The sequence below is a fragment of the Streptomyces scabiei 87.22 genome, from assembly GCF_000091305.1.
GTDB classification, from domain to species: Bacteria; Actinomycetota; Actinomycetes; order Streptomycetales; family Streptomycetaceae; genus Streptomyces; species Streptomyces scabiei.
The window spans coordinates 9,973,267-9,986,261 of sequence record NC_013929.1 but is presented as its reverse complement, the minus strand read 5'-3'; the positions used below and the strand labels follow the sequence as shown (position 1 = coordinate 9,986,261).

The 12,995-nt window shown below is 70.9% G+C and carries 14 protein-coding genes; 4 read left to right on the top strand and 10 right to left on the bottom strand.

Features of this window, described 5'->3' with window-relative positions:
• Nucleotides 1–12 precede the first annotated feature (12 nt).
• On the bottom strand, nt 13–1,146 hold the full coding sequence (locus SCAB_RS42820) for an FAD-dependent oxidoreductase (RefSeq protein WP_013006323.1): 1,134 nt from the start codon (nt 1,144–1,146) through the stop codon (nt 13–15).
• Between the two features lie 108 nt (nt 1,147–1,254).
• Between SCAB_RS42820 and SCAB_RS42815 the strand changes: the two genes are divergently transcribed.
• Nucleotides 1,255–1,941 carry a TetR/AcrR family transcriptional regulator gene (locus SCAB_RS42815; protein ID WP_013006322.1) on the top strand — a complete coding sequence of 229 codons (687 nt, stop codon included), beginning with the start codon at nt 1,255–1,257 and terminating at the stop codon, nt 1,939–1,941.
• A gap of 63 nt (nt 1,942–2,004) precedes the next feature.
• On the opposite strand, the gene SCAB_RS42810 is transcribed toward SCAB_RS42815, so the two are convergent.
• From SCAB_RS42810 to SCAB_RS42775, 9 genes are all read right to left on the bottom strand, one after another.
• A complete protein-coding gene (locus tag SCAB_RS42810) occupies nt 2,005–2,607 on the bottom strand; it encodes a cadmium resistance transporter (protein WP_013006321.1) in 603 nt (200 codons plus the stop codon).
• Between the two features lie 75 nt (nt 2,608–2,682).
• Entirely contained in the window at nt 2,683–3,714 is a 1,032-nt protein-coding gene (locus SCAB_RS42805; protein ID WP_013006320.1) for an NADP-dependent oxidoreductase, read from the bottom strand.
• Nucleotides 3,715–3,750: 36 nt separating this feature from the next.
• The gene (locus SCAB_RS42800; protein ID WP_013006319.1) at nt 3,751–4,896 is read right to left on the bottom strand and encodes an acyl-CoA dehydrogenase family protein; all 1,146 of its coding nucleotides are present in this window, start codon (nt 4,894–4,896) and stop codon (nt 3,751–3,753) included.
• 15 nt (nt 4,897–4,911) lie between these two features.
• Nucleotides 4,912–5,751, bottom strand: coding sequence for an AMP-binding protein (locus SCAB_RS49165; RefSeq protein ID WP_267893246.1), 840 nt, complete (start codon nt 5,749–5,751; stop codon nt 4,912–4,914).
• Nucleotides 5,739–6,482 carry an AMP-binding protein gene (locus SCAB_RS49160; RefSeq protein ID WP_013006317.1) on the bottom strand — a complete coding sequence of 248 codons (744 nt, stop codon included), beginning with the start codon at nt 6,480–6,482 and terminating at the stop codon, nt 5,739–5,741. The genes SCAB_RS49165 and SCAB_RS49160 overlap by 13 nt, the downstream gene beginning before the upstream one ends.
• A complete protein-coding gene (locus tag SCAB_RS42790; protein WP_013006316.1) occupies nt 6,469–6,957 on the bottom strand; it encodes a hypothetical protein in 489 nt (162 codons plus the stop codon). The genes SCAB_RS49160 and SCAB_RS42790 overlap by 14 nt, the downstream gene beginning before the upstream one ends.
• The gene (locus SCAB_RS42785; protein ID WP_013006315.1) at nt 6,957–7,802 is read right to left on the bottom strand and encodes an enoyl-CoA hydratase/isomerase family protein; all 846 of its coding nucleotides are present in this window, start codon (nt 7,800–7,802) and stop codon (nt 6,957–6,959) included. The genes SCAB_RS42790 and SCAB_RS42785 overlap by 1 nt, the downstream gene beginning before the upstream one ends.
• A gap of 21 nt (nt 7,803–7,823) precedes the next feature.
• A complete protein-coding gene (locus tag SCAB_RS42780; RefSeq protein ID WP_013006314.1) occupies nt 7,824–9,050 on the bottom strand; it encodes a thiolase family protein in 1,227 nt (408 codons plus the stop codon).
• Entirely contained in the window at nt 9,047–10,165 is a 1,119-nt protein-coding gene (locus SCAB_RS42775) for a saccharopine dehydrogenase family protein (protein ID WP_013006313.1), read from the bottom strand. Before SCAB_RS42775 ends, SCAB_RS42780 begins: the two co-directional genes overlap by 4 nt.
• A 280-nt stretch (nt 10,166–10,445) precedes the next feature.
• Between SCAB_RS42775 and SCAB_RS42770 the strand changes: the two genes are divergently transcribed.
• From SCAB_RS42770 to SCAB_RS42760, 3 genes are all read left to right on the top strand, one after another.
• The gene (locus tag SCAB_RS42770) at nt 10,446–11,405 is read left to right on the top strand and encodes a helix-turn-helix domain-containing protein (RefSeq protein WP_106437350.1); all 960 of its coding nucleotides are present in this window, start codon (nt 10,446–10,448) and stop codon (nt 11,403–11,405) included.
• Between the two features lie 138 nt (nt 11,406–11,543).
• Nucleotides 11,544–12,191 (top strand): 3'-5' exonuclease, encoded by a 648-nt coding sequence (locus SCAB_RS42765; RefSeq protein WP_013006311.1) that lies wholly within the window; start codon nt 11,544–11,546, stop codon nt 12,189–12,191.
• Nucleotides 12,192–12,221: 30 nt separating this feature from the next.
• Nucleotides 12,222–12,911: an HAD family hydrolase gene (locus SCAB_RS42760; protein WP_013006310.1), complete on the top strand. Its 690-nt coding sequence runs from the start codon at nt 12,222–12,224 to the stop codon at nt 12,909–12,911.
• Nucleotides 12,912–12,995 lie beyond the last annotated feature (84 nt).

Below are 12,995 nucleotides of genomic sequence, written 5' to 3'. Positions count from 1 at the left end.
TGGGGGTGAGGGTCACGCCCCTGGTTCCGCGCCGGTCATCAGGGCGAGGACGCTGTGCGGTGCGCGGTCGTCGATCATGAGCCGGTAGAAGCCGTCGTCGCTCGCTTCCCCGTCGGCGGCGCGGGCGAACATGGTCCGCTCGTGTGCGGCGAGGGCGGCTTCCACGTCTTTGGGGTGCCGGGCGAGGGCCTGACCGAGTTCCGCGCCGTCCCGCATGGCCGAGTTGGCGCCTTCGCCGTTCGGTGCACGCAGATGGGCGGCATCGCCGAGCAGGGTCACCCCGCGTACGCGGTCCCAGCAGTGCCCCGCCGGCAGGGTGAAGACGGGGCGCAGGGCCGGTGGGGTGTCGCCGGCCGTGATCAGAGCGGTGAGTTCGGGAGCCCAGCCCTCGAACTCCTCGGCGACCCGGGCGGTGAGGACTGCGGCATCGGCGGTGTCGAGGTCGGCGAACCAGTCCTGCGGTTTCCTCAGTTGCGCGTAGGTGTGCAGGGTTCCGCCGGCCTCCCGGTGAGCCAGCAGTCCCCTGCCCGGCGCGAGGGCGAAGAGTGATCCGGCTCCGACCGCCTTCGCGGAGGCGGGGTGGCGGGTTTCCGCGTCGAGGAGGAACGTCTCCACGCTCAACACCCCGAAGTACTGCGGGCCGGCCTGGGAGAGCAGTGGCCGTACGCGCGACCACGCTCCGTCGGCGCCGACGAGCAGGTCCGCGACCACGGAGGTGCCGTCGGCGAAGTCCACCCGGTGTCGGCCGTCGGCGACGGTCCGCACGACGGTGACCTTGTGGCCCCAGCGGACGGTGCCGGCGGGCAGGGAGCCGAGCAGCAGCTGCCGCAGTGCGCCGCGCGGTATCTCCGGGCGTTCGCCGGTACCGGTGTCGGGCAGGTCGAGGAGCACCCTTCCCGCCTGGTCCATGATCCGGTACGCCTCGCGGCCGGGCAGGACCCGCTTGCGGAATTCTTCGATCAGGCCGGCCGCCTCCAGAGCCGCCTGGCCGCTGTCGGGGTGCAGATCGAGCAGGCCGCCCTGGCGGCGGGCGTCCGGCGCGGGCTCCGCCTCGTAGACGGTGGCCGGGATGCCGTGCACCTGCAGGACGCGAGCGAGCGTCAGCCCGCCCAAACCCGCTCCGATGATCGTGACAGGTGTCTTCATGGAGTCCTCCCTGGGCCCCGAGGGGTGGCGCGAACGCTCTTTGGATCGTCGCTCCAATCAAGCTAGCACGGAGTTGGATCGACGCTCCATCCGTGGGATGCTGGGGCCATGGTGAAGAGAGCGGCGAAGGGATCCGGGCGGGCCCCGCGGCGGACGGACGGCCTGTCGAGGGAGCTGATCATCCGGACCGCGATCGAGATGCTGGACGGCGGCGGAGAGAAGGCCCTGACGCTGCGCGCGCTCACCGTGCGGCTGAGCACCGGCTACGGGGCGATCTACCACCACGTCGCGGACAAGGGCGATCTGCTCGCCGCGGCCGCTGACGACGTCATCACCGGCGTGGTGTCCGGCGCGGCCGGCGACACGGACCCCCGTGCCGCACTGCGCCAACTCGCCGCTGGCCTGTTCGATGCGATCGACGCCCATCCCTGGGTCGGGGCGGAACTCTCCCGCGCACCGTGGCGGCCCGCGCTGCTGGACTTCTACGAGAGCGTCGGCCGGCTGCTGCACGCGCTCGCCGTTCCGGAGAAGGCGCGCTTCGACGCGGCCGGAGCGCTGGTGAACTACGTCCTCGGCGTCGCCGCGCAGAACGCCGCGAACGCACGGCTGCGCTCGGGCGACGACAGGAACCGGGAGACATTCCTGGAGCACGCCGCCACGCGATGGGCGCAGATCGACCCCGGCCGCTACCCGTTCGTGCACGCGGCGGCGACCCGGCTGGGCGAGCACGACGACCGCGAACAGTTCCTCGTGGGAGTCGACATCTTCCTCGCGGGTATCTCGGCACTGGGCTGAGGACGGCGGGGGCCTGCCGCGTACCGTCGCGACGAGAGCCACGCAGCCCCTGAATCGCCCTGCCTAGATCCCGAAGGCCCCGCCCTCGACCAGGATGAGCAGGCCGATCGCGATCAGCACCAGGGGCACCAGGACGTGGCCCCAGCGGCTGAGCGTCCTGGCGACGACCGGGCGTGTGGCGAGGAACCTTCCCGCGCAGCACCACACCCCCACCAGGATCAGAAAGATCACGGCGTACACGCTCATGCCGCCGACGCCGGCGGTGGCGAACACGGGGACGTAGACACCGATGTTGTCGCCGCCGTTGGCGAAGGTGACTGCGGCGACCTCCAGCGGGCCCGGGCCGCCCTCGCCCGTCTCCTCGTCGTCCCCGTCCTCACCGGCACGGTGGCTCTCCCATGCCTGCCATGCCGCCTTGAAACCCAGTGCGAGCGGCAGCAGGCCGAGATACGGGATCGCGGCCTGCGGCAGGAACGTCGCTCCGAACGCGGCGGCGGCCGCGACCACGAGGATGCCGGCGAAGCCGAGATACTGCCCGGTCACGATCCGGCGAGCCGCGTGCCGGTGGCCCGCGCCCTGGGCGAAGAACAGGGACAGGATCAGGATGTCGTCGATGTTGGTGACGGCGAACAGCCCGGCCGCCTGCCCCACGATGCCCAGGTCCACCGGCGGTCGTCCCCCTCGGATTCGGTTGCCGACGACACTGTCCGCACCGTGTCGCCGGCTTCCGCTCCGCCCGGCTCACTGCGGGTCCCCCAGCTTGAGCAGCAGCTTGCCGGGCTGTTTGCCGGTGAACATCGTCGGGAGCAGGGCGGGCGCGTTCTCGAAACCCTCGACGACACTCTCCTCGACGTGCAGTCGGCCTTCCTTCACCCACCGGCCGAGTTGCGCGGCGCCCTCGGCGAGGCGGTCGGCGTAGTGGAACAGCAGGATGCCCCGTACGGTCAGTTGGTGGGTGGCGATGCGCATGTAGTTGACGGGGCCCTGGAGTCTGACATCGGTGTAGCCGGAGGACATGGCCCCGCAGATCAGTACCCGGCCGCGCGGTGCCATGCTCAGCAGCAGGGTGTCGAGCATGTCGCCGCCGACATTGTCGAAGTAGGCGTCGACGCCGTCCGGGCACAGTTCGCGCAGTCGCTCGTCGAGCTTGTCGTTCTTGTAGTCGACGGCCGCGTCGTAGCCGGCCTCCTCGACCACCCAGCGGCACTTCTCGGGGCCGCCGGCGATGCCGATGACCTGCTTGGCGCCGAGTGCCCGTGCGATCCCTCCGGCCAGCGACCCGGTGGCGCCGGTCGCGGCGGAGATCACGACGGTGTCGCCCGCCTCCACCCGCAGACCGTCGGTGACGCCGAAGTACGCCGTCAGTCCGCCGACGCCGAAGACACCGAGGTTCCAGGAGAGCGGGTGGTCGCTCGCAGGCAGAACGCGCAGGGGCATCGGGCCGTCGGCGCGCAGGAGGACGTAGTCCTGCCAGCTCATGAAACCCTCGACCAGATCCCCGGGCCGGTAGTCCGGGTCGCGTGAGGCGACGACCTGGCCTATGCCCATGGTCCGCATCGGCTCACCGACCTGGATCGGCGGCATGTAACCGCCGTCGTCGGTGAGCCAGATGCGCTGGCTGGCGTCGTAGCCGAAGTACAGGGTACGGACCAGTACTTCCCCCTCCCCGGGCACCGGCGGGTCGGACTCGGTGTAGCGGAAGTCTTCGGTGGTGACGGCGCCGACGGGGCGACGGGCCAGCAGCCACTGGCGGTTGACGGTGGGCAGAGCCATGGGTGTTCCTCCATCGGGGAGTTCGAGGGGACGGTGCTACAGGCCCAGGTCACGGCCGATGACCTCTTTCATGATCTCGTTGGACCCGGCCCAGATCTTCGTCACGCGGGCGTCCCGCCAGGCGCGTGCGATGCGGTACTCGTTCATGTAGCCGTAGCCGCCGTGCAGTTGGACACACTCGTCCAGTACGGCGTTCTGCGTCTCGGCGGCCCACCACTTGGCCTTGGCCGCGTCCACGGGCGTGAGTTTGCCGCGGGTGTGCGCGAGGATGCACTGGTCGACGTACGCCTGCGTCACCTCCACACGGGTGACCAGTTCGGCGATCCGGAACTTGTTGTACTGGAAGGAGCCGATGGTCTCCCCGAACGCGCGGCGCTCCTTGGCGTACGCGATCGTCTCGTGCAGGAGCCGTGTGACATGGCCGATGTTGGTGACGGCGGTCGAGAGCCGTTCCTGCGGCAGGAGCCGCATCATCGAGACGAATCCCTCGCCGACCTCGCCGAGGCGGTGGGAGTCGGGGAGGCGGACGTCGGTGAAGAACAGTTCGGCCGTGTCGGCCTCCTCCTGTCCGACCTTGTCCAGCTTGCGGCCCCGCTCGAAGCCCGGGGTGCCGGCCTCGACGACGAACAGGCTGATGCCCTTGGCACGCTCGCCGGGGCCCGTGCGGGCGGCCACGATGACGAGGTCCGCCTGGTGGCCGTTGGTGATGAAGGTCTTGGAGCCGTTGATCAGCCAGTCCCCGCCGTCCCGGACCGCGGTGGTCTTCAACGCGGCGAGGTCGGAGCCGCCGGAGGGTTCGGTCATGGCGATGGCGCTGATCAGGTCGCCCGAGGCGATGCCGGGCAGCCAGCGCCGCTTCTGTTCCTCGGTGCCGAGTTCCACCAGGTAGGGCGGGCAGGTGTCGGTGTGCAGGGCGAGACTGGCCCCGACGCCGAAGCTGAAGCCGGCGAGTTCCTCGTCCGCGACGGCGTTGAAGCGGAAGTCCCCCGCCCCCGTTCCGCCGTACTCCTCCGGGACCGACAGGCCGAGGATGCCGAGCGCGCCCGCCTCGTGCCAGATGTCCCGGGGGATGGACTTCTGCCGGAGCATCTCCTCGTGGCGGGGCGCGAGGACGCGTTCGGTGAACTGACGGACGGCGTCGCGGAAGCTGTCGTGGTCCTTGTCGAAAAGGGTGCGGTCCATGCTGTGCTCCGATCCTCAGATCTGCCGCGTGTGGTCGCGCCAGAAGGGTTCACGGACGTCCTTCTTGAGGACCTTTCCGTTGGCGCTGCGCGGGAGTTCGGACACGAAGACGACCCGCTTGGGTGTCTTGATGCCGCCGAGCCGTGGACGGCAGTACGCGATGAGGTCCGCCTCGGTCAGTTCCTCGCCGTCGTTCAGTTCCACGACGGCGGTGACGGCCTCGCCCCAGTCCTCGTCCGGGATGCCGATGACGGCGCAGTCCTGGACCGCCGGGTGCTTCCAGACGACCTGTTCGACCTCGCTCGGGTAGACGTTGAACCCACCCGAGATGATCATGTCCTTCTTGCGGTCGGTGAGGTGCAGGAAGCCCTCGTCGTCGAGGAACCCGATGTCGCCGGTGTGCAGCCGGCCGTCGACGAGGGTCTCGGCGGTCCTGACGGGGTCCTTGTAGTAGCCCTTCATGACGAGATCGCCGCGTACGCAGATCTCGCCATTCTCGCCCGGGGGCAGGATCCGGCCCTCGCCGTCGAGCACCTCGACCTGCACGAGGGGCGCCGGGCGGCCCGCCGCCGAGAGCCGGAAGTCACTGCCGTCGCCGGTCAGGTGCTCCTCGGGGCGCAGGAAGGCGATCCCCGAGGGCGCCTCCGTCTGGCCGTACCCCTGGAACATCACCGGCCCGAACACCTCGATGGCCCGGCGCAGTTTCTCGGTCGACATGGGTGCGGAGCCGTACATCAGGTACTTGAGCGAGGAGAAGTCGCGTCGCTCGATGCCGGAGGTCTCCAGCAGGCGGTAGATGACGGTGGGCGGGAGGAAGAGTTCGGTGACCCTGTGCTTCTCGATCAGGTCGAGCAGCCGGACGGGGTCGGGGCGGGTCGTGACGACGACCGTGCCGCCGCGTGCGGTGCAGGGCAGGGCAGGGTGAGGGTGCCGGCGGTGTGGGTCATGGGGGCGGCGAGCAGGTTCACGATCGGTTCGTCGGCCGCGTAGGAGGCGGCCAGCATCTGGTGGACCGCGCTCACGCTCAGGCCGCGGTGCGTGTTCATGACCCCTTTCGGGGCGCCGGTCGTGCCGCCGGTCGGCATGATGCCCGCCACCGCGTCGGGCTCCGGAACATGGTCGGGAAGGTCGGTGGACGCGTCCTTGAGGAAGTCGTCGAGGGTGACGGCGCCGGCCTTGGACGCCAGGCGCGGGTCCTCGCCCAGGGAGACCACGGTCCGCAGCATCTTCAGGTCGGCGGGCAGGGGCTCGACGACAGGGAGCAGGGTCTCGTGGCAGAAGAGCACCTCGCAGTCGAAGCCGTCGAGGAGCCTGCCGATCTCGGCGCGGGGGCCGGCCGGGTTGACCGGGACCCAGGCCAGTCCGGCCCGCCATATTCCGAGGACACAGGCCCAGCCGACGGGATCGTTGGACGTCAGCACGGCCCCCTTGGACTCCGGCTGGAGGCCCGCCGCCGACAGGGCGTTGGCGACGCGGTGGGAGAGCTCTCCGATCTCCCGGTAGGTGAAGGTCCGCTCGTCCATGACGAAGGCGGTGCCCTCGGGCCGCGCGCGCCATCCGCGGTCGAAGAAGTCAGTGATCGCCACGGTGATGTCCTTCCGTCCTGTGCGGGTCGGTCACGGAACCGGCCGTCCTGCCCTTGTCTGCGGCCCGGAACGCCAGGCCGGTGCCCATGGCCGTGGATCGGGCGGTGAAGCAGGGATGCCGTGCCGGGGCGAGCGCGGTGCACTCGGTGGCGCGGCGGGAGACCGACCTGACGGTCTCCGCCCGGCTGCCCGTACGGCCCGGCCGGTACGGGTCGGGCCGGTGCTCCATCGGCGGCGCACCGCCATGCCGGCGTTCGTGGACACGGCCGACTGCCCTGTCGAACGCGGCGGAGTCGAGCCCGGTCATGACCCGGCCCACGGCAGCCCCGTCCGAGGACCACGTCGATGCGTGGCCGCGCCGACAGGTGTCCCGGGCCGACGGGGCGTGGTGCGGCGGTACCTCGACCGAGTCGAAGAAGATCTCGCCCCTGGGCTGCCCGGGCCGTACACCCGGCTCCTTGTCCCGGCCGGCCATCAGGACACCGAGGCGATCGTCGCCGGCAGATCCCGCTCGTGTTCGATGTCCTGGAGCTGTGCGAGCCGCTTCAGGCGTTCCAGTACCGCGGGCACCGCGAGCAGGGTCCGCATGGCCTCGCTCTCGACGGCGAAGCCCGCGAACTGCGCGTCCACGGCGCCGTTCAGGACTTTGGCCAGGACCTGATTGACCGCCGCCACGGACTCCGTGGACCGGGCGGCTGAGCGCCGGGCGAGATCGTCGACGTAGGAGTGGATGTCTTCGGTGGACAGGCAGCGGTTGACGATGCCGTACGCCGCCGCCTCGTCGCCGGTGAAGTCCCGTGCGCCGAGGATGAATTCACGGGTCCGGGCAGGGCCGATGCGGAGCGCGAGGCGGGTGGTGCCGCCGCCGGCGGGCAGGAAGCCGCCGCTGGTCTCCGGGAGACAGAGCCTGCTCCGCGGGGTTGCGAAGCTCATCTGGGTGGCGAGCAGGAACTCCAGGCCGCCGCCGCGCACGATGCCGTCGAGCACCCCGATCGTCACCTGCGGCAGGGCTTCCCACATGGTCGTCAGCGCCTGGACGACGTTGATGTCCGGGTACTTGCTCTGCGGCACGTCCGGGTCGTTCATCGAGCGGAACATGTCGTCGAGGTCGAAGTGGGCGAGGAAGAAGTCGGGGTTGGCGCTGCCGAGGACGACGACGCCCGTGTCCCGGTCGAAGACCAGCTTCCCGGCGAGGTCGAAGAGTTCGCCGACCATCTGGATCGTCATCAGGTTCAGCGGGCCGTTGTCGAGGTCGACGTACAGGATGCGGCCGTCGCGGCGCAGTGAGAGGGTCTGGTAACTCGTCGTCGGGTAACTCATCAGAGGCTCCAAGTGGGTTGGTCAGGCACCGAGCAGGGTGACGGCCGCGACGGCTTCCTCGCCGGCGTACATGCCGCCGCCGTTCTCGGCGAGGGCGATCCGGGCGCCGGGCACCTGGCGGGTGCCGCACTCGCCCCGCAGCTGCCGGGCGAGTTCGTGGATCTGGGCGAGGCCGGAGGCGCCCATGGGGTGGCCCTTGGACTCCAGGCCGCCGGAGGGGTTGACCGGGAGCCGTCCGCCGAGGGTGGTGGCGCCGGAGTCGGCGAACTCGCCGCCGGAGCCGATCGGGCAGAAGCCCATCAGTTCGGTCTGCAGGAGCTCACCGAAGGCGGCGGCGTCGTGGACCTCGGCCACCGAGACGTCGTCGGGGCCGACCCCGGCCTCCTCGTACGCCCGCTGCGCGGTGAGGCGGCTGACGGAGGTCGCCCAGTCGGCCGGCGCGCGCTCGGTGCCGGTGCCGAGCACGCAGGCGAGGACCCGCACCGGCCGGGCCGCGGTGAGCCGGCGCAGTCCGGCCGTGTTGACCACGACCGCCGCCGCGGCGCCGTCGGTGAGCGGGGCGCACATGGGCACGGTGAGCGGGTCGTTGACCGTGCGGGCGGCCAGGATGTGCTCGGCCGTCAGGGCGGTGCGGTAGTGGGCGAGCGGGTTGTCGACCGCGTGGGCGTGGTTCTTGGCGGAGATCCGGGCCAGTTGCTCCTTGGTGGTCCCGAAGTCCCGCATGTGGGCGCGGGCCAGTGCCGCGTAGATGTCCATGAACCGGCTGCGCGGGACGGTGTCGTCCGGCACCTCGCCGCCGAGTTCACGCAGGACCGTCTCGACGCCCTCGGGGTCGTGGACGTCCATGCCGCCGTCGAAGAGGGCGAGCATGCGCTGCTTGTCGCCGGTGTTCGTCTTCTCGACGCCGACGGCCAGCACGGTGTCCGCCGCGCCCGAGCGGACGTGCAGCACGGCCTGGTGCAGGGCGGTGGTGGCGGTGGCGCAGGCGTTCTCGACGTTGGTCACGGGGATCCGCTCGAAGCCCATGGAGCGCAGAGCCATCTGGCCGCCCACGACGTTCTGGCCCTCCAGCACGTCCTGGCAGGTGTTGCCGAAGTACGCCGCCTGTATGTCCGCGAGTTCGGCACCGGCGTCCTTGAGGGCCTCGGTCACGGCCTCACGGGTGAGTTCCTTGACCGAGGTGTCGAGGCGCACGCCGAACGAGGTCATGCCGGTGCCGACGATCCACACGGGCTCGGTCGCGCTCACGCCCGGGTCTCCTCGGTGATGCGGGCGAAGCCGTAGGACTCCAGGGCGCCCATCAGCTCGCGGTGGCCGAGGAGTTCGGCGGGTGAGCGGAAGCCGGTGCCGTGGCAGGTGTTGCCGAGCAGCCGCATGGCCGCGTACGCCTGGATGAGTCCGGTCATCTGGTAGCCGGTGGTGCCGTGGATGACGACCCGGGCGGTGGCGGTGTTGCCGCGGGCGGTGCACCAGTCGATGGACCGCTGGTGCTGGCGGTTCTCGCGCGGCGGGCTGTCCGCCGTCATGCCGGAGGCCATCTTGTCGAGGACGGGGTACAGGGCTTCCTCCGGGAGCCACTGGAGGGAGACCTTGAAGAGGCGTTCCAGGTCGACGACCCGTCGCCAGATGGTCTGGTTGCGCATGGCCACGAACATCCGGCAGTCGCGCACCCGGCGGTCGTCCCGGAAGAACACCGGGAGGGCGGTGCCGCCCCAGTTGGTGCCGGTGAGCACCAGGCCGGAGCCGGGGACGACCACGTCCTGGACCTGGACTCCGTCGTACTTCTTCAGCAGGCCGTCCTCCAGGTAGAAGGCGTCGGCCCGGATGACGTCGAAGATCGACTGGGTGGACCCCACGGTGGGGATGGCGTTGGCGTACGACCCCAGTTCGAGCGTGTCGACGCCCGGTGTCTCCAGACAGATGCGGGCGGCGATGTCGTGGATGGCGTACTGGACGGACATGGCGCTGGAGGCGGCCCGGCCGACGGCGGCGAACCGGGGCCCCCACTCGTCGAGGAAGCGCAGCATGTGGGTCTGTTCGCCGGCGGTGTCGAGGTAGTGGCATCCGGCCGCGATCGCCGCTTCCACGACGGCGGGCGCGTACCGCAGGAACGGGCCCACCGTGTTGCAGACGACCTGCCGGCCTTCGAAGAGACGGGTCAGGGACTCCACCGAGCCGTCCGTCTCGGCGATCTCGTAGTCGGCGGTCTCGATGCCCGGGACCTTGTCCATCACCTCCTGCAGCCGCGCCTTGTTCCGGCCCGCGGCGACGAAGGGAATGCTGTACTCGCGCAGATACTCGGCCACCAGACGGCCTGTGGAGCCGCTGGCTCCGTAGATGACGACCGGACGCAGGTCGGTCACGGCTGCTCCCTTCCGTGGTGTGCCGGGAGGTGCCCGAAGGAGGCGGCTCCGGCTTCTGTGACGGTGAGGAGAACAGTGCGTGACATCGCTCCGCGGTGCTTGCACGGCAGCGCAACCGGTGTTGTCCGTTCGTGCATGGGGCGGGCGCGGGGCGCACGGTGACCGGTGGACGTGACACCGTTCGTTGCGCGGAACCCGCCGCCTGCGTTAACTAGTGCCGGGCGTCGCGACGGAGCGAACGTTGCCTGCCGCGGCACTAGGGTTCCTGGAGGTGGTGCGCGTGAACGCCACGGTCACCTGGTCGACGCGGGGGCTGCCGCCGGCATCGGTCCGGGACGCGTGGAGCGAGAAGATGGCGGAGGTCCATCTGCCGTGGGCCCTGTCCTACTCCCGGCGGGACCACCTCGACGCCACCGTCCGCTACCGTCAGCTCGACGCCCTGATCGTCTCGGAGTTCCGCGGCGGCGGGTACTCCGGGCACCGGAGTCCCGACACGGACTCCCGGCTCGGCGGCCCGCGTGTCGGCGTCATGATCAATCTCAGCGGCCGGCTGGTCTGCCGCCAGGGTGACGACACGCTGGTCCTCGGTCCCGACCAGCTGCTGCTGTGGGACAGCGAGACGGCCGAGGGCTTCGACGCCGTCGAGCCCCGCCGTGAGCTGTCGCTGATGCTCCCCCGCGAGCAGGCTCCGCCCGCCCTGGCGGCCGCGGCGACGAGCGGTCGCGGGGCGGTGTCCGTCGCCGCGGGATCCGGACTGGCCTCGATAGCCGCCGACCAGCTGCGGGCCATCACCCGCGAACTCGACCACCTCGGCGACGCCGGGCTCGCGATCGCGTGCCAGAGCCTCTTCGACACCCTGGACACGGCCCTGGACTCGGCCCGGGCCCCGGCCGGCACCCGCTCGGCCCTCCGCGAGGCCCTCCTGGTCCGCGTGCGCCGGTACATCGAGGACCACCTCGACGACGCCGACCTGTGCGCCACCTCCGTCGCCGAGGCCCACGACGTCTCCGTACGGACGCTGCACCTGGCGTTCGCCGACACCGGCACCACGGTCGGCCGGTGGATCCGCGCACGGCGGTTGCGTGCCTGCTACCGGGACCTGACCCGGGCCGGCGGCACGGCCACGGTCACGGACGTCGCCTTCCGGTGGGGCTTCAACGACGTGGCGCACTTCAGCCGAGTCTTCAAGCAGGCGTACGGCGTCACCCCGAGCAGTGTGCGCAGGGGGTCCGCCCGGTAGTTCACCGCGCCTCATCGATCATCGCAAGCGTGTGCGCAACTGTCGACAATCGAGTATCGACCATGTACAAATGGGAGACCGCACGGAGGGTGGCGGCACACGCGGAAGGCTGCGCGCACGGAAGGCTCGGGTGGCACGGTGAGATTTCCGTTCAGGGGGCCCGCGACGGACTCCGCTCTGGAGCAGGAGTGGCGCTCGGCCGAGTACTGCGTGATCGACCTCGAGACGACGGGGCTCGATCTGCGGCGCGACGAGATCATCTCCGTCGGCGCGGTGCCCGTCCGGGAGGGCCGCATCGACCTCGGTGACAGCTTCTACTCCCTCGTACGTCCACGCTGTGCCGTCTCGGTGGCCTCCATCAAGGTCCACGGGCTGCGACCGGGCGATCTCGACAGCGCGCCCGATCCGGCCACGGTGGGGCAGGCGCTCTCCCCACGCCTGTCCGGCCGCGTGGTCGTGGCCCACGCCGCATGGATCGAGCGGGCGTTCCTCAGCCGTACGCAGAGCACGGTGGGATGGTCACAGGTCCGCGCGGTCGTCGACACAGCGGCGCTCGCCCGTGCCACCGGATGCTGGGCCGGACACGATTCCGGCCGCGAGCCGCCGCTGGAACTGCTGGCCCGTCGGCTGGGGCTCCCCGTGTGCACCCCTCATCACGCCCTGGGCGACGCCCTCACCACCGCGACCGTGTTCCTGGCTCTGGCGGCCCGGGCGGAGCGCACCCGCCACCCCTCCGCCCTCTCGGTCCGCGACCTGTGTGCGCTGTCGAACGCGCACGCCCACTGAGCAACACCGGCACACACGAAAGGGGCACGAGTGAGCAGCACCCCATCCGTCGAGGCGGTCCTCTTCGACTGGGACGGAACCCTGGCCGATTCGGAGCACATCACCGTGGCCGCCCTCAGGGCGGCCTGGTCGCATGTCGGCGCACCGGGCGAGCCCCCGGTCGAGCGGTTCCTCGCCCTGGCCGGTCAGCCGGCGGCCGACATCCTCGCCCGGCTGGGCCTCCCCCCGGCCGCGCTCGAACCGTACAGCCGGACGGCTCGCGCCCTGGTGGACCGGACGCGGCTCTTCGGCGGTGCCCGGGAGCTGCTGACCGAGTTGCGCGGGCGGGGCGTACGCGTCGGCGTGATCACCGGCAAGGACCGGGACCGCATCGAACCGACCATGGAGTTCCTCGGTGTCGGTCACCTGGTGGAGGCACTGGTCACGCCCGACGACGAGCCCGCGCCCAAACCCTCAGCGGAAGGGGTCTGGTGGCTGCTCCGAGAGCTCGACGTCGTTCCCGGGCGGGCGGTGCTGGTCGGTGACTCGGTGGCGGACATGGAGGCCGGACGTGCCGCCGGTGTACGGACGGTGGCCTGCACGTGGGGGACGGGACGCGAGGACGATCTGGCCCGCTTCGAGCCCTGGAAGACCCTCTCCCAGTTCTCTCAACTGACCGATCTGCTGGGCCACTTGACTTCACCGCTCCTCCCCTCGCCCCGGTCGGTTCCTGGGAGGTGAGTCTCCGCCGGTCCGAGTCGCTGGTCAGAAGGCGGTGCGACGGGTTCTCCGGGTGCGCGTGCCGGCCGTGGTCGGCTGTCCGGC

Excerpts from the sequence above, each read along its gene's own strand:
- SCAB_RS42820 (WP_013006323.1), bottom strand. The coding sequence starts at position 1,146 with ATGAAGACACCTGTCACGATCATCGGAGCGGGTTTGGGCGGGCTGACG.
- SCAB_RS42815 (WP_013006322.1), top strand. The coding sequence starts at position 1,255 with ATGGTGAAGAGAGCGGCGAAGGGATCCGGGCGGGCCCCGCGGCGGACG.
- SCAB_RS42800 (WP_013006319.1), bottom strand. The coding sequence starts at position 4,896 with ATGGACCGCACCCTTTTCGACAAGGACCACGACAGCTTCCGCGACGCC.
- SCAB_RS42790 (WP_013006316.1), bottom strand. The coding sequence starts at position 6,957 with ATGGCCGGCCGGGACAAGGAGCCGGGTGTACGGCCCGGGCAGCCCAGG.
- SCAB_RS42805 (WP_013006320.1), bottom strand. The coding sequence starts at position 3,714 with ATGGCTCTGCCCACCGTCAACCGCCAGTGGCTGCTGGCCCGTCGCCCC.
- SCAB_RS42785 (WP_013006315.1), bottom strand. The coding sequence starts at position 7,802 with ATGAGTTACCCGACGACGAGTTACCAGACCCTCTCACTGCGCCGCGAC.